Origin of the sequence: Bacillus sp. FSL W7-1582 (genome assembly GCF_038593325.1) — a bacterium.
Taxonomy (GTDB): domain Bacteria; phylum Bacillota; class Bacilli; order Bacillales; family Bacillaceae; genus Bacillus; species Bacillus altitudinis.
The window spans coordinates 3,541,629-3,563,794 of sequence record NZ_CP151987.1 but is presented as its reverse complement, the minus strand read 5'-3'; the positions used below and the strand labels follow the sequence as shown (position 1 = coordinate 3,563,794).

General features: G+C 39.8%; 20 protein-coding genes, 1 pseudogene and 2 riboswitches. Of the genes and pseudogenes, 15 read left to right on the top strand and 6 right to left on the bottom strand.

The annotated features are described in order from the left end of the window. Positions 1–8 precede the first annotated feature (8 nt). From NSQ11_RS18410 to NSQ11_RS18400, 3 genes are all read left to right on the top strand, one after another. Positions 9–2,390, top strand: a complete 2,382-nt coding sequence (locus tag NSQ11_RS18410; RefSeq protein ID WP_025208238.1) for an immune inhibitor A domain-containing protein — start codon at positions 9–11, stop codon at positions 2,388–2,390. A gap of 207 nt (positions 2,391–2,597) precedes the next feature. Further along, the gene (locus NSQ11_RS18405; RefSeq protein WP_008345710.1) at positions 2,598–2,861 is read left to right on the top strand and encodes an ORF6C domain-containing protein; all 264 of its coding nucleotides are present in this window, start codon (positions 2,598–2,600) and stop codon (positions 2,859–2,861) included. Next, positions 2,858–3,229, top strand: coding sequence for a DUF1304 domain-containing protein (locus NSQ11_RS18400; RefSeq protein ID WP_007498006.1), 372 nt, complete (start codon positions 2,858–2,860; stop codon positions 3,227–3,229). The genes NSQ11_RS18405 and NSQ11_RS18400 overlap by 4 nt, the downstream gene beginning before the upstream one ends. 143 nt (positions 3,230–3,372) lie before the next feature. Here NSQ11_RS18400 and NSQ11_RS18395 read toward each other — a convergent pair. Continuing rightward, positions 3,373–3,567, bottom strand: a pseudogene (locus NSQ11_RS18395) (hypothetical protein); the annotation flags it as partial. A gap of 224 nt (positions 3,568–3,791) precedes the next feature. Between NSQ11_RS18395 and NSQ11_RS18390 the strand changes: the two are divergent. From NSQ11_RS18390 to NSQ11_RS18340, 11 genes are all read left to right on the top strand, one after another. Further along, complete coding sequence (locus NSQ11_RS18390) at positions 3,792–4,448, top strand: type 1 glutamine amidotransferase domain-containing protein (protein ID WP_017358640.1); 657 nt, start codon at positions 3,792–3,794, stop codon at positions 4,446–4,448. Positions 4,449–4,589: 141 nt separating this feature from the next. Further along, positions 4,590–5,717, top strand: coding sequence for a hypothetical protein (locus NSQ11_RS18385; RefSeq protein ID WP_046344794.1), 1,128 nt, complete (start codon positions 4,590–4,592; stop codon positions 5,715–5,717). Positions 5,718–5,773: 56 nt separating this feature from the next. Beyond that, positions 5,774–5,877: riboswitch (TPP riboswitch) on the top strand. A gap of 87 nt (positions 5,878–5,964) precedes the next feature. Further along, a complete protein-coding gene (gene tenA, locus NSQ11_RS18380; protein WP_025208236.1) occupies positions 5,965–6,651 on the top strand; it encodes a thiaminase II in 687 nt (228 codons plus the stop codon). Continuing rightward, complete coding sequence (locus NSQ11_RS18375; RefSeq protein WP_019743666.1) at positions 6,648–7,247, top strand: ECF transporter S component; 600 nt, start codon at positions 6,648–6,650, stop codon at positions 7,245–7,247. Before tenA ends, NSQ11_RS18375 begins: the two co-directional genes overlap by 4 nt. Continuing rightward, positions 7,222–8,820, top strand: coding sequence for an ABC transporter ATP-binding protein (locus tag NSQ11_RS18370; RefSeq protein ID WP_216099228.1), 1,599 nt, complete (start codon positions 7,222–7,224; stop codon positions 8,818–8,820). The genes NSQ11_RS18375 and NSQ11_RS18370 overlap by 26 nt, the downstream gene beginning before the upstream one ends. Next, the gene (locus NSQ11_RS18365; protein WP_216099227.1) at positions 8,810–9,544 is read left to right on the top strand and encodes an energy-coupling factor transporter transmembrane component T; all 735 of its coding nucleotides are present in this window, start codon (positions 8,810–8,812) and stop codon (positions 9,542–9,544) included. The genes NSQ11_RS18370 and NSQ11_RS18365 overlap by 11 nt, the downstream gene beginning before the upstream one ends. Positions 9,545–9,693: 149 nt before the next feature. Next, complete coding sequence (locus NSQ11_RS18360; protein WP_025208234.1) at positions 9,694–10,533, top strand: methyl-accepting chemotaxis protein; 840 nt, start codon at positions 9,694–9,696, stop codon at positions 10,531–10,533. A gap of 174 nt (positions 10,534–10,707) precedes the next feature. After that, entirely contained in the window at positions 10,708–11,523 is an 816-nt protein-coding gene (locus NSQ11_RS18355; protein WP_060832767.1) for a YwqG family protein, read from the top strand. Positions 11,524–11,748: 225 nt separating this feature from the next. Continuing rightward, positions 11,749–12,582: a PRD domain-containing protein gene (locus NSQ11_RS18350; protein WP_017358647.1), complete on the top strand. Its 834-nt coding sequence runs from the start codon at positions 11,749–11,751 to the stop codon at positions 12,580–12,582. A gap of 325 nt (positions 12,583–12,907) precedes the next feature. After that, positions 12,908–14,815: a beta-glucoside-specific PTS transporter subunit IIABC gene (locus tag NSQ11_RS18345; protein ID WP_025208232.1), complete on the top strand. Its 1,908-nt coding sequence runs from the start codon at positions 12,908–12,910 to the stop codon at positions 14,813–14,815. Then, positions 14,787–16,205, top strand: coding sequence for a glycoside hydrolase family 1 protein (locus NSQ11_RS18340; RefSeq protein WP_342501192.1), 1,419 nt, complete (start codon positions 14,787–14,789; stop codon positions 16,203–16,205). Before NSQ11_RS18345 ends, NSQ11_RS18340 begins: the two co-directional genes overlap by 29 nt. A gap of 209 nt (positions 16,206–16,414) precedes the next feature. On the opposite strand, the gene NSQ11_RS18335 is transcribed toward NSQ11_RS18340, so the two are convergent. The 3 genes from NSQ11_RS18335 to NSQ11_RS18325 all read right to left on the bottom strand — a co-directional run bounded on the left by NSQ11_RS18335 (position 16,415) and on the right by NSQ11_RS18325 (position 17,947). Beyond that, complete coding sequence (locus NSQ11_RS18335) at positions 16,415–16,669, bottom strand: hypothetical protein (RefSeq protein ID WP_025208230.1); 255 nt, start codon at positions 16,667–16,669, stop codon at positions 16,415–16,417. Positions 16,670–16,784: 115 nt separating this feature from the next. Further along, positions 16,785–17,774, bottom strand: a complete 990-nt coding sequence (locus NSQ11_RS18330; protein WP_017358651.1) for a GNAT family N-acetyltransferase — start codon at positions 17,772–17,774, stop codon at positions 16,785–16,787. After that, positions 17,771–17,947: a PqqD family protein gene (locus tag NSQ11_RS18325; RefSeq protein WP_017358652.1), complete on the bottom strand. Its 177-nt coding sequence runs from the start codon at positions 17,945–17,947 to the stop codon at positions 17,771–17,773. Before NSQ11_RS18325 ends, NSQ11_RS18330 begins: the two co-directional genes overlap by 4 nt. 684 nt (positions 17,948–18,631) lie before the next feature. Here NSQ11_RS18325 and NSQ11_RS18320 point away from each other — a divergent pair. Then, positions 18,632–19,243, top strand: a complete 612-nt coding sequence (locus NSQ11_RS18320) for a cupin domain-containing protein (protein ID WP_234805330.1) — start codon at positions 18,632–18,634, stop codon at positions 19,241–19,243. Positions 19,244–19,394: 151 nt separating this feature from the next. Here NSQ11_RS18320 and NSQ11_RS18315 read toward each other — a convergent pair whose 3' ends face one another. Then, the gene (locus tag NSQ11_RS18315; RefSeq protein ID WP_025208229.1) at positions 19,395–20,516 is read right to left on the bottom strand and encodes a 5-methyltetrahydropteroyltriglutamate--homocysteine S-methyltransferase; all 1,122 of its coding nucleotides are present in this window, start codon (positions 20,514–20,516) and stop codon (positions 19,395–19,397) included. An 87-nt stretch (positions 20,517–20,603) separates the two neighbouring features. Beyond that, a riboswitch (SAM riboswitch) is annotated at positions 20,604–20,716 on the bottom strand. An 81-nt stretch (positions 20,717–20,797) separates the two neighbouring features. Beyond that, a complete protein-coding gene (locus NSQ11_RS18310) occupies positions 20,798–22,117 on the bottom strand; it encodes a gluconate:H+ symporter (RefSeq protein WP_017368345.1) in 1,320 nt (439 codons plus the stop codon). Positions 22,118–22,166 lie beyond the last annotated feature (49 nt).

The following is a 22,166-nucleotide window of genomic DNA, read 5'->3' as shown; positions in this document are numbered from 1 at the left end:
GAACCAATATGAAAAAAGGGAAATGGACGAGCATCGCACTAACAGCTGTCCTCAGTTTAGGCACATTGACAGCTTTCAGCACCCCTCTATCTGCCCACACCTCAGAAAAGTCAACATCCTCAGATGGTGGTCATTATTCAGGTATTCCATTCGACGCAAGTGTTGTCAATGAAGACCGTCTCATCAAAGCCTTGAAAAAACAAGGAAAGATCAAAAAGAATGCCAATGAGGCAGAAACCCAAAAAGCATTAAAGAACTACCTAAAGAAAAAAGAAGAAGCAGCGATGAAACAAAGCGCAAGTACCTTAACAGAAGAACCTGAATTCCTAAAAGAATACAAACAAAATGTACATAATAAACTAGCCAAAAAGAAAAAGTTAAAGAAGCATAAAGGAAAAGAAGGCAATCAAGTAAAGCCGGTGAAAAAGGAAAAATATAAAGGCGACGTCCGTAATGATAAAGTTTTGGTCTTATTAGTAGATTTTAAAGATTATAAGCATAATAGTATTAAAAAAGAAGAGACTGATATGTACTATGACAAGTACGATCAGCAGCACTACCAAGATATGCTTTTCGGAAAAAATGGCTACATTGGTCCAGATGGTAAAAGAAAAGTATCTATGAAGCAGTATTATGAAAAGCAGTCCGGTGGAAGCTACACGATTAGTGGAACAGTAGCTGGATGGTATACAGCCAAGCATGAAGCAGCATATTATGGCGGGAACGTACCAGACGAATCAGGCAGTGACGGCAGACCGCGCGAATTGGTGAAAGAAGCCCTCGAAGCAGCGGCAAAGGATCCAAACATTGACCTTGGTGAATATGATCAATGGGACCGCTATGATATGGATGGGGACGGTGTTTATAATGAGCCGGACGGTATCATTGACCACCTCATGGTTGTACACGCTGGCGTAGGTGAAGAAGCTGGCGGCGGACAGCTTGGCTCTGACGCGATTTGGTCGCATCGCTGGTCACTTGGTGATGTATTTGAGATTCCAAACACTGAATCAGAAGTGGGTCAAGGCGGAAAGTTAGGCGCTCTAGATTATACGATTGAGCCTGAAGATGGCGCAGCAGGTGTGTTCACACATGAATTTGGACATGATCTTGGTCTGCCTGATGAATACGATACACAATACACAGGCAGAGGAGAGCCCGTTTCTTATTGGTCTATCATGTCAAGCGGAAGCTGGGCAGGTAAAGTACCTGGTACGGAACCAACAGGTTTTAGTCCATATGCAAAAGAAATGCTTCAAAACTTGCATGGCGGCAACTGGCTTTCTGGAAAAACCATTGATGGTAAGACATTAACAAAAAGCAAAACAGTTTTAATCGATGAAGCAGCAACAAAAGGAACCAACCATGATGCGGTTCGAGTCGATTTGCCAGATAAAGAGATTGTGGTCACTCAGCCTGCACAAGGGCAATATTCATACTTCAGCGGAACAGGTGACAATTTGAATGCTACCATGACGACATCTGGGATTGATTTGTCGAAGGGAAGCAAAGCCGAGCTTACGTTTAAAGCATGGTACGATATCGAAGAAGATTATGACTATGCGTATGTAGAAGTTCGTGAAACTGGGACAGACAAATGGACAACCATTGCTGGTAATATTACGAATGATCGAAATGAGGCAGGAGCGAATGAAGGCAATGGCATCGATGGAAAATCAGATGGATGGGTAGATGCATCCTTTGATCTTTCTGCTTATGCAGGGAAGAAGATCGATCTGCAATTCCGCTATACAACCGATGCAGGATATTCACTGCCAGGTTTATTTGTAGATGATCTAAAGATTACAGCAGATGGATCAAAAGTGTGGTCAGATGATGCCGAGGGAACGTCCACGTTCACTTTTAATGGATTCTCTCAATCTAATGGAAAACAATATGCCGCTCAGTATTATTTACTAGAATGGCGCTCTTATGCTGATGTCGATAAAGGCTTAAAGCATATCAAACGAGGAGCAAGTCTGATGAGCTATAATAACGGTTTGGTCGTGTGGTACGTCGATCAATCGTACAGTGATAACTGGGTTGGAAAACATCCAGGGAACGGCTTCCTTGGAGTCGTAGATGCAGATCAACAAGTGTTGAAATGGAGTGACGGCTCTATTGCAGCGACAGGTTTCCAAGTACATGATGCAGCATTCTCTTTGAATCCAAGCACGAAGCTGAATATTGATTATACAGCGACAACAGGCTTAACCTTAGAGGATCGCTATATCCGCCCAACGCGTACATTTAGTGATAAAAAGAACTATGTGAATCCAAATAACCCGGATGCAGGACGTGATGTGCCAACATACGGCCTATCCTTTAAAGTCGTCGGACAAAGTAAGGACCGTTCTGTTGGAAAGGTATTAATTTCTAAAAGCAACTAAACAAAAAGCCGGATTCTATCCATGAATCCGGCTTTTTGATACGTTAAGACATGGATTTTTAGCGTATGACTCGTCTTTGATCGAATGTTTGTTCTTTTTTATTTTGATATCCGAATGAAACCATTATATAATAGAGGTTGGAAGGTTTTTCTTTCATTCAATGTTCTTTTTAGTTGTTAAAAAACCAAGAAAGGATGAGCGTTACCAATGAGTTGTGTCACTGCCAAGCAATTAAAGGTGATTCGAGGGACGATGCAGACTTTTTGCAGCCATTTAGAGTATGATGGCCACGGTAAGCTTCATATTAATACCATCATGGCTTTTATTAAAAAGGAATTTGGTGTAAGAAAAATGAAAGACATTCCACAAAGTCGTTTTCATGAGGCGTTAGAGCTAATCCAAGACTTTGATTTATACACGGACAAAATACAAATACGAGACCGTCTATCAGAAAGGAATTCACTAAATTGAATATTTTAGCAATGATTTTAGTAGGAATTGTCGCTTTAGAGCACATTGTCATCATGTTACTAGAAATGTTTTTTATGGAATCAAAAATGGCGAAAAGATCTTTCAATCTGCCTGAACACTTACAAAAGGATCCAAATGTGAAAGTGATGTTTGCTAATCAAGGGCTATACAATGGCTTTCTAGCTGCTGGACTCATTTGGGGGCTCATTCTTGGTTCGAATACCGTAGGATATATGATTCAGCTATTTTTCGTTCTTTGTGTGTTCATCGCAGCAGTATTTGGCGGGGTGACGTCTAATAAATCGATTATCATCAAACAAGGGTTACCAGCTTTTCTTGCATTAATTGCACTTATCCTGGCTATATAATCCTATCAGCGTGATAGAAAACCTTTGCAGTTTAGGAAGGACGAGCATCGGAGCGAATTTGACATTGGTGAGCACCGAAGCGCAGGACTGACACCGAATGCGAGGGTTTGTCTACACAGTAAAGCCGCCCCAGAGGGCGGCTTTTATCTTTTACGCATTCCCATCAAACGAATAATGGACGTAAGACAAAGGGCAACAGCGACAGCCAATATGATTTTTCCATACATGACGCCCGTAAGATTCATTAAAAAGACAGCCAATATGATACAGAGCGTGATGATAATCATCACAATCGAATAGGTTTTCATCTCTTTTTCCACTCCTTTTAAATTCCCTCTAGCGCAAGAGGTCTGTCAATTGTTTCTCATATTATATCATTTCATCACAATTTTACATGAAATTCCCTGTCAATAGAATGTGACAGAATGATTAGATTTGAAGTGAGGCTATATTTTTTAAAAAATCGGGTATAACATAAAGAGTTGTATCCAAGTCTGATTGCTTGATATTTAATTGTGCAAAATATAAAATAGCCACATGATAAATAGAAAGGATGATAAAGTTGAGCAAGAACGTTTTATTAGTATCAACAAGCAGCTCAGAAATGAACGGACACCCAACAGGCTTATGGCTAGAAGAATTGGCCGAGCCATTTCATATTTTTAAAGAAAATGGACTCAACGTGCAAATTGTTTCAATAAAAGGTGGAACAGTACCGATCGATAAAAATTCAATTCCTGAAGGAGTTCCAGCACAATATCAAGATGTGTATGAATTACTTCAAGACACAAAGGCACTGACAGATGTAAACCCAGCTGAGTATGATGGCATTTTCTTTGCTGGAGGACATGGCCCAATGATCGACTTTGCATCCAATCAATTGGTTGCCGATGCGATCTTAGCGATTTCAGACAAAAATGGAGCCGTTGGGGCAGTTTGCCATGGCGTTTCTGCCTTTGTTGATGTGAAGGATCGTGATGGAAAATCATTTATCGACGGCAAGAAAATAACAGGATTCACAAATGAGGAAGAGGATGCTGTTCAGCTGACATCTAAAGTTCCATTTTTATTGGAAACAAAACTTCGCGAGCAAGGGGCAGCATTTGAAAAAGGCGATGCATTTGCGCCATTCGCTGTTGTAGATGGACAAATCATTACTGGACAAAATCCAGGATCAAGTGCAGAAACAGCACGCTTATTTGTCAAAACCATTGCATAAATCATCAAAAAAACCAGTCGTGACTCATACGGCTGGTTTTTTGTTATAAAAATTTCCTAAAAAAGTCCAAAACAAGTATTAGAAAAATGGTAAAATAATCACAGGGTAAAAAACCCAAATTAGGGAAAAGGGGATGTTCCTGTGAGAGCATTTTATGTCAAAATCACCGCCGCCTTACTGTCTATTTTATTGGTCACAACAGGTTTATTTTCACCAGCAATCAAAGCAGAAGATGCACCAAAATCAAGTGAAAAAGTATCGTCACTGACTGAAAAAGCCATTCAGCAAGTGCAAGAGTCGTTTGAAAAGCAGGATAAAGGGACTGCGGTTCAACAGAAGGAAGTAAAAAAATCATTTAAAGTAGATAAGAAAAAGGGAATAAGTATTAAACGAAAAGCGGCTGCAGATGGAAAGATGCGCACGTCTGCCGTTCGCTCTATTGATGGACTAGCCATTAATCAATCGGCAGTTTTAAACGAGGAAGATCCAGTTGATTTATGGTTCTTAAGTACATCGTCCCCTCAGGCGCTCATCAGCAGGATTACCTCTCCAAATGCTGATTATTTCGTTCAGTTATTTGTTATTGATTATGAAGAAGGACAAGCTTATCCAACGGATCTGATTCAACCGGCAGGCAGTCTGCTTGCGTTAAGCAATTTACCAGCGGGTGATTATGCGTTTGGTATTACTAGCGGTGGAGACTTTGGAGACTCATATACATTACAGGTGAATGCAAAAAACCCACCAAATTTCACAGGTGCTGAATCCCTGTCATCAACATTGCAATACTTTGTTGCTTCGTATGCCAATGGGGATGTTTTCGCAAATGGTACAAAAGTGTATAACAAACAATCTAAGACCGCTGATTATAAATGGGAGCGTGTATTTTATTTCTCATATGATGGAAAATATCAACAGAGAACGCATTCTGTTGACAGTGTAAAAGTGAAAAGTATTTCGGCACCAGTATCGTACTCTGCTCCATATGCGAGTTCCTCTGAGGCCATTCTTGTCTACTTAGATGTGGAGACATTATTTATGTATCATGAATCATCGTTTGCTAGTGGGCAGTACTACCATAGCAGCTTTGTTGATACTCTCGGAAAGACAACGCCAAGGCGTTTAGACATTGATGACCTGACAAATTACGGCGATCATATTTTGGCTGTTGATTTAAAGACAGGAAAGCCAATTGATTTTTTCAGTGTCCTTAATTTCTACTATGCAGCAGGGATTGAGAAGCTGCCAACGATCAATACATTGAATTAAGATCGGCGGTTGACATCAAATCGCCACATGTGTAGAGTAAAGATAATTAAATGACAAAAGTCCACTAGGGGAGTCATGTATGACTGAGACAAGAGGAAATCTTGGACCCTTTGAACCTGATCTAGTTTGTACTAGCGGAGGGAAGTGGAGCTGGACCTTGTCTTATTCATGATTGAATCGATAAGAAGGCCGCTCCATTTGGGGTGGCTTTTTCATTTATTCAACTGAAGAAGAGGAGGCTTTTTTTATGACATTTTCAACCCAATTAAGGCAAGAAGCAGAACCATTATTTGAAGCGATTTATCAGCATCCGTTTGTGAGAGGACTCGCAGCAGGAGAACTCGAAAAGGAACAGATCATTCATTATGTCAAACAGGATGCAGAATATTTAAATGCCTTTATTAAAATTTATGCGGCAGCCATTAGCAGATGTACAGACAGAGAGGACATTACCTTTTTCCATCAACAAATGGCTTTTGTCCTTGATAGTGAGACACATCCTCATCAAAACCTTTGCCGGGTGGCAGGTGTCGCTTATGATGAACTGCAAGGTGCATCTTTGGCGCCAAGTGCTCATCACTATATTCATCACATGCTGCAAGTCGCCGAGGAAGGGACGCTAGGAGAAATCATTGCGGTTTTGCTCCCTTGCCCTTGGACCTATTGGGAAATAGGCAAACGAATGCTCAGAGATGTAGAGCCCGATCCTGCCCATCCATTCTATGAGTGGATCACGTTTTATGGCGGGTTAACGGACTCTGTTACAGTGGAGCTTTGCAAACGGCTTGATCAGTGGGCGGAAGGAGCAAGTGAGAAGGAAAAGGAGAAAATGAAACAGCACTTCATCTTAAGCTGTCAGCTTGAGTATAAATTCTGGGAAATGGCCTTTACTGTCGAAGAGTGGCCAGTCCAAATGGAGGTGCATTCTTCATGACATGGAAGATGAAAGAAGTCGTTCTTGCTGTCATTTTATCAGTGGCATGCGGAGTCATCTATTTAGGGTGGTCGACGCTTTATTTACCGATTACAGCCCTTGTCGGTCCAGCAGGAGGCAACATCATGTTCGGAATTTGGGTCATTGCCAGTCCAATCGTTGCTTACATTATCCAAAAGCCAGGAGCTGCCCTCATCGCAGAAACAGCTGCCGCCGCCGTGGAATTACTGACAGGCAGCCACTTCGGTCTTTCTGCGCTTTTGATTGGTGTATGCCAAGGACTTGGAGCAGAAATCGCCTTCGCTCTATTTGGCTATAAGCGATATCGTATGTGGACACTCATGTTGTCTGGTGCCTTTGCAGCAGTAGGGGCAATGGCATATAGTCTCATTGCCAATGGATTCGGCTATTACACGCCTCAAGTGTTACTCATGACACTTGTCACTCAAGTCATCAGCGGTATGTTACTCGGTGGTTGCTTAGCAAAAGTGGTGGTGGATGCCTTATCTAAAACGGGTGTGCTGAATCAATATGCCATCATGAAAGAAAAACGAAGTAAGGGTGACCAGCATGGATTCATTTCTCGCGTGCAGTAATCTCACTGTCCGTTTTTATGAACAGCCGAATCCCGTTCTTCATCAAGTATCTCTTTCTATTCAAAAGGGGGAAAAGGTGCTGATATTAGGACCAAGTGGAAGCGGGAAATCTACGCTGATTTCTGTGCTTGCTGGCATTATTCCAGAGCATATGGAAGCTGAAGTACAGGGAGAAGTGATGCGGCAAAGGCATACAGGTGTCATGTTTCAAGACCCAGATTCGCAGTTTTGTATGCACCGAGTCAATGAGGAAATTGCGTTTAGCTTAGAGAATCGATCTGTCCCTCGAGAACAAATGGATGACATGATTCAGCATCTCATGAAAAAGGTACAGCTGGATATTGACCCAAATACAGATATTCATATCTTATCTGGCGGCATGAAGCAGCGGTTGGCGCTTGCTTGTTTACTAGCATTAGAGCCAGATGTCCTGTTCTTTGATGAACCGACAGCACAGCTTGACCCAGCAGGAAGAATGGAGATATTTCAATTGCTTCAGCAGCTTTCGGCTGAACAGAACCAGACGATGATTTTTGTGGAGCATGTGTTAGACGGTGTCATCGAGTGGATGGATCGGGTGATCTTATTAGATCATCAAGGCCGTATCATAGCAGATGGAACGCCAAAAGACGTGATGAACACATTTGAGGGAGAAATGAAAGAAGCCGGCATTTGGCGTCCGAAAATATTTCCCGAGAAATGGTCCACTATCGTACAAGATCCGTTTCATCCACTGAGTCAAACACTCTTGCAAACCTTTGAGGCGAGAAAAGAACGTCATGAGAAATTGTCATCAACAAATCGAGAGGTCATTATTCGCACAGATCATCTACAATTAAGCTACGGGAAAAAAAGCATTATAGATGACCTGCACCTTAATATAAAAGCAGGAGATTGGGTTGCGATCATCGGTGAAAATGGCAGCGGAAAAAGTACGTTTCTTAAACATGTCATCCGTTTAGAACCAATAAAGAAAGGTCACATTTTTTTAAAAGGAAAACACCTGAAAAAGTGGTCTGACCGAACATTATATGAAAAAGCCGGCTTTGTATTTCAAAATCCAGAACTTCAATTTATACAGGACACAGTGTTTGATGAAATCGCATTTGGTGGGAGACAGCGAAATTGGCCAGAGCCTGTGGTGCAAGAAAAAACGAATCAGCTATTGGCAGAGTTCGGCCTAGAGAAGCATAGAGACGTGCATCCTTTCACCTTAAGTTTAGGACAAAAAAGAAGATTAAGTGTTGCCACGATGCTTCTTTTTGATCAGGATGTACTCATTTTAGATGAGCCGACCTTCGGGCAGGATGAGAAAACGGCGAGGGAGTTAATCCGGCGTTTAAAAGAACGTCAACGACAAGGCACCACTATTATCATGGTCACACATGATATGGAACTCGTTGATGAGTGCGCTGATCAAGTGCTTGTTTTTCATCAAGGGGAGCATGTTTATGATGGTACGCCTTTTGATTTATTTTCTCATCAGGAACTTGTCACTTCGTGTGAGCTGAGAGTGCCGTTACATTATCGCTATATGGCTGAAAGAAAGGAAGTGATGACGATTGCAAAGTAATCACTCCTTTCTATCCACTGTAAATCCAGTCATGAAATTACTCGCCCATCTCCTTGCGATGTGCTGTCTGATGGCTATTTCTGATCCTAAAACGACGTTCATCATCTGGCTGTTTGCACTTGGAATTGGACTTGTCCTAGGCGGCTGGAATTTGAAATACCTCATCACCAGACTTGTACCTTATCTGCTCTTTTTCATTCTCGTGTTTTGGATGATGGCGGCCTTTGGCAAGGGAGATCATACAGTTTGGAAGTGGGCATGGTTTCATATCACAGAGGAGAGTTTAACAAATGGGCTGACCATTTCTTTTAGAATGCTTGGCTTTGTGACATTTGGTCTCCTTTTTACATCAACAACTGATTTGACGGCCTTTATGATGAGCTTAATCCATCAATGCCGAATGTCACCCAAATGGGCATATGGGATGCTGGCAGGCTTCCGGTTTATCCCGTTGTTTCAAAGTGAATTGAAGCAAATGAAGGCTGCACATAAAATTAGAGGTTACAAGCAAAAAAACAGCTGGAAAGCCTTTATACGTTATGCACTCCCCCTTTTCACGCAAGGCGTACGGAAATCTGAACGACTAGCCATTGCGATGGAAGCAAGAGGCTTCACAGGGACGAGGGAGAGAACATATTATCATGTCATCAGCACTTCATGGATCGACTGCATGTATCTTTTTTTCATCGTCATCAGTGTGTTGATATGCATGTTCTTTTTTTAAAAACAGCCACATTCTCTTGATAGAATGTGGCTGTTTTATATGTCTTAGGTCATTTGGTTGATATTAGTACACATTGCAGGCTGTAATAGATCATATAAAGAACCGATAAAGAGAGTGTACTGAGAAAAAGAGAGGATGAACGTGAGCGAATGTCACAGAGAATTGATAACATAATAGACGCTTTACCAATCGTTGGACTAGCTATGAGAGAGCAGCTAACCTTTTCTGTATTAGGGAAAGAGAAGGTTCTTTATTATCAGCAGCACGGGAACATTGACTTAGGGTTTAAAGCAGGGGACGTTGTAGCTCCCGGGTTCCAAAACTTTTCGATGTTGAAAAATGGGAGAGAGCCATCATTTATCCAGATTCCTAAAGAGGTGTACGGTATTCCTATGGACATCGTCGCCGTCCCGATTAAAGATGAAAATGGTCAAGTAATCGCTGCCTTCTGTGTAGCATATGACCAAACGAATCAACAACGATTAGAACACATTATGACGGAAAGTAACGATGCTTCCGAAAAACTGGTCGCGATGGTACAGCAAGTGGCTGCACATTCAGAGGAACTACAAGCGACAAGTGAACAAATTCTACAAAATACAAAAACCACTGTCGAAAATTCCTCTAAAATCAATCAAGTGTCTAATCTCATCAAAGGTATCTCTGATCAAACGAACTTACTTGGACTCAATGCATCCATTGAGGCTGCAAGAGTCGGTGAAGCAGGTGCAGGCTTTGGGGTGGTTGCTACGGAAGTGAGAAAGCTGTCTACTCACGCGAAGCAAGCAACGACTGATATTGAAACAGCGCTAAAAGATGTGCAAGGCTCTATCAAAGGAATGGAAGAAGAAATAGCACAAATCGTGGCTTCATCTGAACATCAAGCAGAACTCGTTGGCACTTTCACAAAAATTATTGAGGGGCTGCACGAAACGAACGAAACGATGAAAACATTGGCAACAGACTTAGTGAATTATCAAGTGAAATAAATAAACGAATCACAAAACCTCCAGCCGTATCGGAGGTTTTTTTAACGTGTTGAAGTGAGTTTTTTGTCATGATATTGACGGGTTTTTCACTGACAGGGAAGTTACACTTCTGTATGATAGAAAAAGAGAGACCTGTTTTGATCATTAGACCTATTCATAAGGAGGAAGACCATCTTGACACAATCAGCAAAGCTGCAAGAAGTACTTGCGCCTTACCGTCCATTGCTAGATCAAACTGAAAAACCACTGATTCAATTACAGATAAAACAAGGAAAAACAGGACCATATGACAGCAAAATAGCAGGTGATCCTTATTTCCCAAAAAACGACGAATATCCCGTTGATGGAGAAGGCCATCCTATGAAGCTGCTGGCACAAATCAATTTCGGCCAGCTGCCAAAGCTGAAAGATTACCCAGAAACAGGACTTTTGCAAGTGTTTATTTCTGTACATGATGATCTTTATGGGATGAATATTGACCATAAAACAGAGCAAAAAGATTTTCGGATCAAATTTATTGAGGAACCTTTCTTAGCTGAAGAAGACTTATTGACTGATTTTTCATTCGTGAAAATTCCTGACGATTTTTATTTTCCAGTTACGAAGGAAGGTGCAATTACAGGTGAATTATCAAGCGAAACGATCAGTGTAGAAGATTTCCGCTTTGAAAAAGTCACAGGAAAGCAAAGCTGGGATCTATTCGAAGATGCTGTTGGTATTGATGGTGATGAAGCAGATCAATTGCTAGATGAATTTTATGAGACAGCAAGTGGTTTTGGCCATAAAGTTGGCGGATACCCAGGTTTTACACAAGAAGACCCGCGTACCTATGTAGATCAAGAACATACTGTGCTATTATTGCAAATTGACTCAGATGATGAAGTGGACATGTTGTGGGGAGATTGCGGCATTGCTAACTTTTTTATCAAACCAGAAGACCTCAAACGAAAACATTTCGAAAATGTTGTCTATAACTGGGATTGCTCCTAATTTTGTAAAAAACACTCTTTTTGAAGAGTGTTTTTTGTCTATTTTTAGCCTTTTTGCCCCTAAATCGTCATTTCTGAGAGGTAATATGTCATTCTTTCTAGTTGACCGTATCAAAAAAAAATGTAAAATCATCTTAAAGTCCTCTTTTTTGAAAATAATAATAAAATGACATATCAATCAACAATGAAATGCTCGAAAAAGCGGAATGTACTGGGGGGGGATCAATTGATCATTTCGAAAGTAATCAACAATAATGTGGTCAGTGCGTATGATGACGAGCAGCATGAGCTGGTCATTATGGGCAGAGGGATTGCGTTTCAAAAGAAAAGCGGAGACCCAATTGACGAAGAACGTATCGAAAAAGTATTTTCCATTCAAAATAAAGATATATCAGAAAAATTCAAAACCCTGCTTTATGATATTCCGATCGAGTATATGCAAGTGTGTGAGGCAATTATCGATTACGCGAGAACGACCCTTAACAAAAATTTAAATGACAGCATCTATGTCACGTTAACGGATCATATTACCTTTGCTATTGAACGTCATCAAAAAGGAATGGACATTAAAAATGCCTTGCTTTGGGAAATCAAACGGCTGTACAAAGAGGAATTCATGTGTGGTGTAGAAGCGATTCGGATCATACAGGACAAGCTCAACATCCATCTTCCCGAGGATGAAGCAGGCTTTATTGCGATGCATATTGTCAATGCAGAACTGAATGAGGAAATGCCGAATGTCATTCAAATTACAAAACTGATTCAAGATATTTTGAACATCGTAAAGTATCATTTCCAAATTGATTTGGACGAAGAATCATTAAATTATTTCCGTTTTGTCACGCATTTGAAGTTTTTTGGACAACGTCTGTTTAACGAAACACAAATGGAAAATCAAAATGAGTTTCTGTATGAAGTGGTAAAGGAAAAAAATACAGCCGCTTTTCAATGTGCGGAGAAAATTAATGACTATGTTCAAAAAGAATACAACCGAAGTCTCATAGAAGATGAGATGTTATACTTAACTTTGCACATCGATCGAGTCATAAAAAGAAAATAAATCAAAAAGAAAGCGTTGACATATCAAAATTAACATGCTAATTTATAACTATAAACTCAATAACCCACAATCTTTTAGGATTGTTACTGGTCAAGCAGGCAAAACCTAAATCATTGTCCCTATCTTTGATAAGGCATGATTTAGGTTTTTTTGTATCTAAAGGCTTATAAAATTGAATAACGATCAATCGCTATGAAGGATTGTTACTGGTTAAGCAGGCAAAACCTAAATATCGATTAATGTCTGAATCGCTATTTTTCGGGCATTAATGGATGTTTAGGTTTTTTCTATATCAAGATGAAATCAACGATTGGAGGGTAACACAATGAACCACAAACAAACAGCAAAAGAAGTTCTAGAGCTTGTCGGCGGTGAAAAGAATGTAAAGCAAGTCACGCATTGTATGACAAGACTTCGCTTCAATTTATACGATGAAGGCAAGGCGGATAAGGAGAAGCTGCAATCAACAGATGGCGTCATGGGCGTGAATCAAAGCGGCGGTCAATACCATGTCATTATTGGCAACGACGTATCAAACGTCTATCAAGCAATGATTGCTGATTCTGGGTTATCAACAGATGTAAAGTCAGGCGATTCAGAAGAAGCATCAAAACAAAATGTGATTTCAAAGCTTTTCGATTTTATCTCTGGTGTCTTCACACCGATTCTTCCAGCCATCGCTGGAGCTGGTATGATCAAAGGAATCTTGGCATTAATGCTGACGTTCCAATGGATCTCAGATAAAAGCAGCACATATGCGATTTTAACAGCTATCGGAGACGGAGCCTTTTACTTCTTACCGATTCTGCTTGCTGTAAGCGTAGCCAAAAAAATTGGCACAAATCAGTATATCGCCGCTGCTATTGCAGCAGCCGCACTGCACCCGCAGCTCACTGCTTTACTAGGTGCAGGAAATACAGAATTTCTAGGCTTGCCAGTGGTTGCCGTTGTGTACTCTTCATCGGTGATTCCAATTCTACTCACTATCTGGCTCGGCTCATATGTGGAAAGATTCGCAGAAAAATATAGTCCGAAATCACTAAAAATCATTCTTGTTCCAACAGTTACACTTCTTGTCGTGGTACCAGTTATGCTCATCGCGGTTGGACCGCTTGGTGGAATTATCGGAAATGGTCTTTCAGGTGGAATTGATTTATTGTTCAAACATGCAGGTATTTTGGCCGGACTCTTAATCGGTGGCTTTATGTCACCATTGATCATTACGGGCATGCACTATGCACTACTTCCAATCATGATCAACAACATTACATTAAACGGTTTTGACTTCATTCTTCCAATGATGTTTGTAGCGAATATGGCACAAGCAGGCGCAGCATTCGGTGTCTTCTTAAGATCAAAAAACAAAACATTCAAATCATTGGCGATGTCTACAAGTATCACTGCGTTAATGGGTATTACTGAACCTGCTATGTATGGTGTGAACATGCGATTGAAAAAACCGTTCCTTGCAGCCCTCATTGGTGCAGCAGCAGGCGGCGTGTTCATGTCCATCTTCAAAGTAAAGTCATATGTGATATCAGGATCAGCAGGTCTTCCAGGTCTCCCAACGTTCATTGGACCGACATTTGTTTACTCCATCATTGGATTAGTGATCGGCTTTGTTGTAGCAACCATCATGACACTTGTTCTAGGATTCAAAGATGTACCAGTGAAAGATGATACAAAAGCAGACAAACCAGAAGAAAAGAAAGACACAGTAGCGCTTCAAAATGAAGTGGTACAAAGCCCGCTTGAAGGTCAACTAAAGCCGCTCAATCAAGTAAATGATGCAACATTCTCTAATGAAATCATGGGTAAAGGAACAGCCATTGTCCCAACAGTTGGACGTGTAGTAGCACCGTTCAACGGCAAGGTTGAAACCATTTTCCAAACGAAACATGCCATTGGTTTAAAGAGTGATCAAGGCACAGAGCTTCTCATCCATGTGGGGATTGATACAGTAAAACTTGGCGGTAAACATTTCACAAGTCATGTAGAGTCAGGTGATCTTGTTCAAGCAGGAGATCTGCTAGTTGAATTTGATATCGAGGGCATTCAGCAAGAAGGCTATGATGTAACAACGCCAATTATCGTCACCAACACAAATGATTATGCACAAGTTAATGCGAAAACAGATGGGGCGATTACAGTAAAAGAGACATTGCTTACAGTCAGTGTAGAAGAAAATGAGGAGGGCATTCAACATGACCAATTTAGAAAAAACATTTCCTAAAGGTTTCTTATGGGGCGGCGCAGTAGCCGCCAACCAAATTGAAGGTGCTTATAACAAAGATGGAAAAGGCTTATCGACAGCGGATGTATCACCACACGGGATTATGCACCCATTCGATGAATCAATGAAAGACCTTAACTTATATCATGATGCGATCGACTTCTATCATCGCTACAAAGAAGATATTGCCCTGTTTGCAGAAATGGGATTCAAGTGCTTCAGACTATCCATTTCTTGGCCACGTATTTTCCCAAATGGTGACGATGCGGAACCGAATGAAGCGGGCCTCGCTTTCTATGAAAAAGTATTTGATGAACTGCATAAGCATGGAATTGAGCCAGTTGTCACGATCTCTCACTATGAAATGCCACTTGCACTTGTGAAAAACTACGGCGGATGGAGAAACCGTAAGCTTGTGGGTCTTTATGAAACATACGCTAAAACATTGTTCACTCGCTTTAAAGATAAAGTGAAATATTGGATGACTTTTAATGAAATCAACGTTGTGTTACATGCTCCTTTCACAGGGGGTGGCCTTGTATTTGAAAAAGGCGAAGACGAGAAAAGCATTCAATATCAAGCAGCGCATCACCAATTTGTTGCAAGTGCTCTAGCTGTTAAAGCAGGACACGAAATCATTCCTGATGCGAAAATCGGTTGTATGATTGCAGCGATGACAACTTATCCGTACAGTTCAAGACCAGAAGATATGTTTGCTGCGATTGATCAAGATCGTAAAACATTGTTCTTCTCAGATGTACAGGCAAGAGGCTATTACCCTGGATACATGAAACGTTATTTCCTGGAAAATAACATCAACATTGAATTCCAAGACGGTGACGAAGACATTCTAAGAAACCATACAGTCGACTATATTGGCTTCAGCTATTATATGAGTTTTGTGACAAGTACAGATCCAGAGGTACTTGGACAAGTGACTGGTGGCAACCTATTTGAAGGCGTGAAAAACCCTTATCTAGAAGCAAGTGATTGGGGCTGGCAAATTGATCCAAAAGGACTTCGTACAACACTAAACCAACTATATGACCGCTACCAAAAACCATTGTTTATCGTAGAAAATGGATTGGGTGCTGTGGATCAAGTAGAAGAAGACGGCTCCATTCAAGACGATTACCGAATTGACTACCTCAGAAGTCATTTGCTTGAGGCAAGAGAAGCGATCGCAGACGGCGTTGATCTGATCGGCTATACAAGCTGGGGCCCAATTGACCTTGTCAGCGCATCAACAGCTGAAATGAAAAAACGCTACGGCTTCATTTATGTCGACCGTGATAACGAAGGAAAAGGTACATTAGATAGAAAGAAAAAGAAAAGCTTTGATTGGTATAAACAAGTGATTGCGACAAATGGAAAGCATTTAGACGACTAAATAGAGAAAATATTTGGTTTCTTTGAGAACACACGGTGTCATAAAACGATGAAAACAATTTGAATCGAGGCATTATCATTCTTTAGGTGTCACTTTGGAATGATAATGCTTTTTGTTTTATGAAAAAGACAAAATTGCACAAAAAATAAACCACACTTTAAATTTTTGCGTGGTTCAAATAAATCATATGATCTTTCGAATATATTTATTTATGCTTTTGAAGAAGAGCTTTGATCTTCAAAAAGTGATTTTAATTCGATAATATCAAGTAATACTGATTCTTCAAGTCTTTCTTTTATATCTCTAAAATTTTGATTATTTTGAGATAAAATATCTTTTATGGATTTGATACCATTGATTTTACTTAAAAAAGTAAACCATTCATAATCATCGCGTGAATCAACAAGGTATTCAATGTTATTATTAATAGTGATATATAATAAGTTATCCTCTTGTAAAGGCATTAAAACATCTATGTTTTCTTTTAGTATTGGAATGTGTAATGTATTAATCGTGAGAGCTGCGTCTTGGTTTAAGTTAAAAGTGAAATCGCAATAACAATCAATCTGCTTTTTATAGTCATCGTATCAACCTTTTTTCAAATTCTAATTCATCTTTGACATTTATTCCGTAATTTCCTATAGAGGGAATTGTCGGCTTAAGCATTCTTGCTTTATCAATTGCACCGATATAGATGTTTTTGAAAGAATATCCCTTTCTTTGATAAAACCTAATGGCATTTAAGTTATCATTACTAGTGATTAAATTAATAGATTGTATATTTTGTGTTTTTAGATGTTGTTCTAACTCAAAAAGCAATTTACTGCCAACCCCATGGTACTTTTCTAGAGCCTCTAAAGTCAGGATTTCCGCCTCTTCTTTGAATATTTTGTAAACTAATATTCCTACTATAGTATCTCCACGTTTAGCCAACATAATGTTTTCATTTAAAACATTATAAGTTGTCCCTTTAGACACCATAGTCGTTCCACCCCAATGTTCATTGAAAAAACATGTTAACCAAGAAAAGTCTTTTGAACTTGGCTGAGTTACTGTCAATTCTTCTGAAAGAGACCATTTTTTTGAAAGCTGGATATGAGCTATTTCGTTGTCATTCGCTTGATCCTTAGAAAAATTGATTGAGATACCTAGTTTTTCGGCGTTTATTTGAGCAAGTTTTTGTGCGTAGTTCGAAAAATCTTCAGGGTCAATACCAAAATAAAAAAAACTTTCAGGTGGATTCTTTTTGTACCACAATTTGCTACTGATGACATATTCGTTTTGTTTTGTTTCAGTTATGTTGATATCATCATATAATAGTGCTCTTCCTTCAATAAACTCTACGACAAATTCATCTAATTTGTTTTGAGTAAATAAACGGTTTTTTTCTTGAAAATATCCTATTGCACTTAATTTACTGTGAATCCAATTAATTAAATCATCCTCGTTTAGTTCATGATCTCTTGCTAGTGCCATTAGCATTGCAATGTAATTAACGATTGTTTTGCTTCTCTTAGTTGAAATGTTTTTATAGATGTTTTCTAGAATATCATCATTCAGTTTATTCATTTTACATATACAACTTCCTTTTCAATTAATTGTTTACTCAATGCTTGGAGGTCTTTGATACAAGTTTGAACATCTGTATCATATTCTTCAGCAATTTCCGTTACTATTGAAATAAACTCTCTTTGTCCGTCAATTCGTTCATAAAAATCAGCTGCGACTTGATTTAGGGACATGCCCGGTTCGATAATGATACCTACTAAGTACTTTCTTGTTCATTATCAGGATTTTTTACGAAAATTGTATTATTCTTCATTGTGATTCCCTTCATTCTTTTTTCTATAACAAGGTACCAAGATTGTAGCTTTGGCTCGTTTGTGTCAGGGTATGATTTAAGATTTTATTATCTTCAAAGGATATATGTATAGTTGATTTTCTTTGACAAAATCATTATATAAATAACATTCACCATGAGTCAGCAAAGATTGTACACTCCTTTCATAAAGTGTTAGGGTATGAAAAACTAGTTATTAATGTCCTCCAGCAATAACTACATTACGAATCTCAACAAGACATGGAGTTTTATAATTTTTTTGATGTAACATTCCTCTTATATATGTATTAAATTCCTATTTTATATCCTAACAAAAGAGATAATAGCATGTCATTTATATTTTTTTCAATATTTAAACAATGATTTTTTGACAAATTTTATGTTTATAAAGTAATAGTGATGAGTAGATTGATGTTGCAAATAGATTGATAGTTTGTAAAAAAGAAATTGGAGAAAATACAAAAGATGGCTAGAATCATCGGTTATTTTAATCTAGGAAGGCGTTTATGGTTTTAGAGAGCTGTATATCCACTAAATTGAATTCTAAATGGTATAGGATAATCTTTTAGGCTTGCCTGAGGGAACAATGGCAAAAGCAGTATTGTACGCTGTTAAAGAATCAGCTGGATTTTCAGCACATTTTGATGCGTATTGCAATTTCATTTTTCAACTTAAAGGGAAAAAGAAATGGAAGTTGGCTGAAAATTTTAATACAGTGAATCCACTTCAACATTATGAATTAATTGAGGCTCCTCATTTGCCAGATCCATTAAAGTCGTATTGGAATGGTGATTTTCCTGATGAAAATTTATCTAATGGAAGGGAATTGATTTTGGATACGGGATCATTTTTATTTCTTCCAAGAGGTTGTTGGCATTCAACTAGTTCTTCTGAAGAAACCATTGCATTAAACTTTACCTTCGGTCAGCCAGCTTGGCTAGATCTAATTTTAATAGAATTAAGGAATCGATTGATTCAAAAAGACGAATGGAGAGAACTTGTTAATATTGACCTTTTGGATGAAAATGAACGAAAAAAGGTAGAAGAAAAATTAAAATCAATGATAAATAATTTACCAAACGATTTCAAGGGAATTTCAGTAGGGGATATACTGGCAAGAAAGAAAGATGACTTAGATGTATATCAATCTACACAACTTGTTGTAAGACAACTTATGAGTATAAAAGATGGTTTTTAAGAAGATAACTTATATTCATTATCTTCTTAACTCTACTATAGAAGTATGACGATTAAACTTCATATAATGTTGATAGAGATGACAAAAAATAAAGAACCGCCAAAAAAGCGGTTCTTTATTATGACGGTAAGCTTTTTCTGCAGATTTCCGCCTATTTCCACACTTGATCCGCAATCTCAATCACATGACGCAGCTTTTCCCATTGTTGCTCTTCTGTTAACAAGTTGCCTTCCTCTGTTGAGGCGAATCCGCATTGTGGGCTCAAACAGATTTGGTTGATGTCCACATATTGAGCCGCTTCCTCGATTCGTCTTTTGATCTGATCGACGGGTTCAAGTTCTCCGTACTTTGAAGTGACAAGACCTAGTACGATTTGAAGGTTTGGATTTTTCACATAACGCAGGGGTTCAAATCCGCCAGAACGGTCATCGTCGAATTCTAAGAAGAGACCATCCAAATCGAGACCCGCAAAAATCGTTTCTGCCGCTGCCTCATAACCACCTTCGGCTGCCCAAGTTGATTTAAAGTTACCACGGCAAATGTGCATGGTGATCACTAAATCATCTGGTCGATCGGCAACCGCTTCATTGATTGTTTTCGCAAACGATTCACGCAGTTCATCTTCCTCGCGGCCAAAAGCTTTGATTTGTTCATGTCCTTTTTCAGAAAAGAACACAGCCCAAGCTGTATCATCTAGCTGTAAGTAACGGCAGCCTGCATCATAAAAAGCACGGATGGCTTTTTTATAAGCTTGTGCCACGTCATGGTGAAAATCATCTAAGCTGTCGTACACACCTTCTTCAAGCTTTCCACGGAAAAAGAGCATATTCGGACTTGGAATCGTCATTTTAGCCGTATGATCACCCGCGATGCTGTGAAGGAAGCGATAATCCTCTAGCATTGGATGATCAGTAAAATCAATCTTACCTGTTACTTTGATGCCTCTCGCTTTTGTCGTCGTATTGTGGAATTGAATGCCTTGGTCTGCTTCAAATCCTTCGACCCCATCAAGCCCTTCTAGAAAGTCAAAATGCCACCATGCACGTCTGAATTCTCCATCTGTGACAACCTCTAATCCAATTTCTTTTTGCTTCTCTACAATACGAGTGATTTCTTCGTTTTCAATTTGTCTGAGCTGTTCTGCTGTCAGTGTACCGTCTGCTTTTTGCTTACGGGCTTCTTTGATGCGTTCAGAACGAAGTAAACTCCCTACTTGATCTGCGCGAAATGGCGGCTTTGTTGTTTTCTTACCAATGGTTTGTACTTGTGTCATGCTGAATCCCTTCTTTCTTCAGGTTATAAATCAAATAAAAAAGCTCTTCCTTGGATAAGGAAGAGCATCATATACTGTGAGATCTCTGCCTTATCTTCAAACAAGCATCAGCTTGCTTAAGGAATTAGCACCATTCTGTTCCTAGGAACAGCGGTTGCCGGGTTTCACAGGGCCAGTCCCTCCACCACTCTTAATAAGGTTACCTTTGATTTAATTTTCTTAATAAACACAATTATTCAATCTTTTTGAGAAAAAGTCAATGGTTTTTCCTATTTATTTTCCTACATAAACAAATCAGCGACGAGAACACCAGCTAATCCAACAAGTGATAGAACAGTCACCATCAATGTCCACGTTTTAAAAGTTTGGGACATCGACAGATTAAAGTATTCTTTGTAAATCCAGAAACCCGCATCATTCACGTGAGAGAATGTAATACTGCCGGCGCCTGTTGCAATTACCATTAATTCTGGGCTGACACCTGTCAAACCAATCAGCGGTGCAGAAATGCCAGCTGCTGTGAGACCTGCGACAGTCGCTGACCCTAAAGAGACACGAAGGACAGCTGCAATCAGCCAAGTGAGGAGCAGAGGAGACAGTGTGCTTCCTTGCATAATCCCTGCAATGTATTGATCAACACCGCTGTCAATGAGCACCTGTTTAAAGGCGCCGCCGCCTGCAATGATCAATAGAATCATCGCAATGGAGCCAATTGAATCCGTAATCGACTTCATGACGTCCTGCATGCTCTTTCCTCTGCCAAGACCAAATGTGTAGATGGCAAGCAGCACAGAGATTAATAGGGCAATCGCCGGCTCACCTAAAAACTCAGCCGCCGGTAGCAGCGGGGAGGACGGGAAGAAAATTTCTAAACATGCTCTGAATGTCATGAGCAATACAGGTAAAATAGCGGTGAAAATACTAATGCCGAAGCTTGGCATTTCCTCTTCTGTAAATTCCTTTGGATTAAACAAGTCCTTTGGAATGTGTGCATGCAGTTGATCTTTCTTAAATAGTTTCGTAAACAAAAGTCCGCCTACTAAAACAGCAGGAATGGCTAAAATAATTCCAACCAATAAGGTTTGTCCCATGTTGGCTTGAAATACATTGGCAATGGCTGTCGGCCCTGGGTGAGGAGGGAGGAAGCCATGTGTTGTAATGAGTGCAGCGACGAGCGGCATTCCCACATACAACACAGGGAGTCTTGCGGCTTGAGCAATGGTAAAGACTAATGGAATAAGAATAATGAATCCGGTTTCATAAAATAGAGCAATTCCGATAACAAATCCAGTCAGCATCGTTGCCCATTGAATTTTCCCGATACCAAAGCGGTCGATGAGTGTCATGGCAATACGCTGAGCACCGCCAGAATCAGCCATCAATTTACCAAGCATCGCTCCAAAGCCAAGAACCAACGCCAGATGGCCGAGTGTACTTCCAAGCCCTTTTTCGACTGAAGCAATCGCTTCAAGTGGTGACATGCCTTCTAAAACGGCAACGATTAAAGAGACAATAATCAACGAAATGAAAGCGTTTAACTTAAAGACAACCATGAGTAAAAGTAATAACAAAACGCCAAGTCCGATAAAAACTAACGACATGATCTTTCCTCCTTTGTGCTGCATAAGGGAGCGTGAACGCTCCCTCTGC

Bases quoted from the DNA above. Each gene is read 5' to 3' on its own strand.
- NSQ11_RS18320 (WP_234805330.1), top strand. From the start codon at position 18,632: ATGGCAAAAGCAGTATTGTACGCTGTTAAAGAATCAGCTGGATTTTCA.
- NSQ11_RS18345 (WP_025208232.1), top strand. From the start codon at position 12,908: ATGAACCACAAACAAACAGCAAAAGAAGTTCTAGAGCTTGTCGGCGGT.
- NSQ11_RS18360 (WP_025208234.1), top strand. From the start codon at position 9,694: ATGTCACAGAGAATTGATAACATAATAGACGCTTTACCAATCGTTGGA.
- NSQ11_RS18340 (WP_342501192.1), top strand. From the start codon at position 14,787: ATGACCAATTTAGAAAAAACATTTCCTAAAGGTTTCTTATGGGGCGGC.
- NSQ11_RS18335 (WP_025208230.1), bottom strand. From the start codon at position 16,669: ATGCCTTTACAAGAGGATAACTTATTATATATCACTATTAATAATAAC.
- NSQ11_RS18315 (WP_025208229.1), bottom strand. From the start codon at position 20,516: ATGACACAAGTACAAACCATTGGTAAGAAAACAACAAAGCCGCCATTT.
- NSQ11_RS18330 (WP_017358651.1), bottom strand. From the start codon at position 17,774: ATGAATAAACTGAATGATGATATTCTAGAAAACATCTATAAAAACATT.
- NSQ11_RS18325 (WP_017358652.1), bottom strand. From the start codon at position 17,947: ATGTCCCTAAATCAAGTCGCAGCTGATTTTTATGAACGAATTGACGGA.
- NSQ11_RS18410 (WP_025208238.1), top strand. From the start codon at position 9: ATGAAAAAAGGGAAATGGACGAGCATCGCACTAACAGCTGTCCTCAGT.
- NSQ11_RS18405 (WP_008345710.1), top strand. From the start codon at position 2,598: ATGAGTTGTGTCACTGCCAAGCAATTAAAGGTGATTCGAGGGACGATG.
- NSQ11_RS18310 (WP_017368345.1), bottom strand. From the start codon at position 22,117: ATGTCGTTAGTTTTTATCGGACTTGGCGTTTTGTTATTACTTTTACTC.
- tenA (WP_025208236.1), top strand. From the start codon at position 5,965: ATGACATTTTCAACCCAATTAAGGCAAGAAGCAGAACCATTATTTGAA.
- NSQ11_RS18370 (WP_216099228.1), top strand. From the start codon at position 7,222: ATGGATTCATTTCTCGCGTGCAGTAATCTCACTGTCCGTTTTTATGAA.
- NSQ11_RS18375 (WP_019743666.1), top strand. From the start codon at position 6,648: ATGACATGGAAGATGAAAGAAGTCGTTCTTGCTGTCATTTTATCAGTG.